This window comes from Mesorhizobium sp. M7A.F.Ca.AU.001.01.1.1 (assembly GCF_004022735.1).
Taxonomy (GTDB): domain Bacteria; phylum Pseudomonadota; class Alphaproteobacteria; order Rhizobiales; family Rhizobiaceae; genus Mesorhizobium; species Mesorhizobium ciceri.
On sequence record NZ_RZPF01001186.1, the window covers coordinates 1 to 1,009 of the forward strand.

Annotated in this window: 1 protein-coding gene and 1 pseudogene; both read left to right on the forward strand. The window is 64.0% G+C overall.

Annotation, left to right across the window (positions count from 1 at the left end):
• Positions 1 to 699 (forward strand): molybdate ABC transporter substrate-binding protein (gene modA, locus EN884_RS36935; protein WP_127312835.1); only part of this gene is annotated, 699 nt, incomplete at its 5' end.
• A 15-nt stretch (positions 700 to 714) separates the two neighbouring features.
• Positions 715 to 1,009 (forward strand): annotated as a pseudogene (locus tag EN884_RS36940) (molybdate ABC transporter permease subunit); the annotation flags it as partial.

Sequence of the window (1,009 nt, forward strand, 5' to 3'; positions counted from 1 at the left end):
GTGGTGGTGTTTGCCGCAGCCAGCCTCAAGGACGCGCTCGACGCGGTGAACAAGGCCTGCGAGGTCGATGTCGGCGAGGCGGCGACTGTCTCCTATGCCGCGAGCTCGGCGCTGGCCAAGCAGATCGAGGGCGGGGCGCCTGCCGACGTCTTCATCTCGGCCGATCTCGACTGGATGAAATATCTCTCCGACAAGAAGCTGACCAAGCCGGACACCGAAGTGAAGCTGCTCGGCAATCAGATCGTGCTGGTGGCGCCGAAGGACTCGGCGGTCGACACCAGGATCGAGAAGGGTTTCGACCTCGCCAAGCTGATCGGCGACGGCAAGCTCGCCATGGGAGATTTCAAGGCGGTGCCGGCCGGCAAATACGGCAAGGCCGCGCTTGAATCGCTCGGCGTCTGGTCCTCGGTCGAGGGCAAGGTGGCGCAGGCCGAAAACGTGCGCGCGGCGCTGAAACTGGTTTCGACGGGCGAAGCCGCCCTTGGCATTGTCTATGCCACCGACGCGCATGCCGAAAAGGGGGTCAAGGTGATCGGCACCTTCCCGGAGGATTCGCATCCGCCGATCATCTATCCGGTTGCCCAGACCGCCGATTCGAAGGACAAGGATACGCCGGCTTTCCTGAAATGCCTGCAGTCGGCCAAGGCGGCCGCGCTGTTCAAGGATCAGGGATTTACCGTGCTCGCGCCGAGCAACTGAGTTCCAAGGGGCACTATGAACTGGCTGCTGGACCTCACTCCCGACGAATGGAATGCGGTCCGGCTGTCCATCAAGGTGGCAACGGTGGCGATGCTCGCCAGCCTGCCGCCGGGCATCTTGATCGCGCTTCTGCTTGCCCGGGGACAGTTCTGGGGCAAGACGGTTCTCAACGGGCTGGTGCATCTGCCGCTGATCCTGCCGCCGGTGGTGACCGGCTATCTGCTGCTGCTCACCTTCGGCCGGCGCGGTCCGGCCGGTGCCTTCCTGGCCGAGCATTTCGGCATCGTCTTCTCCTTCCGCTGGACAGGTG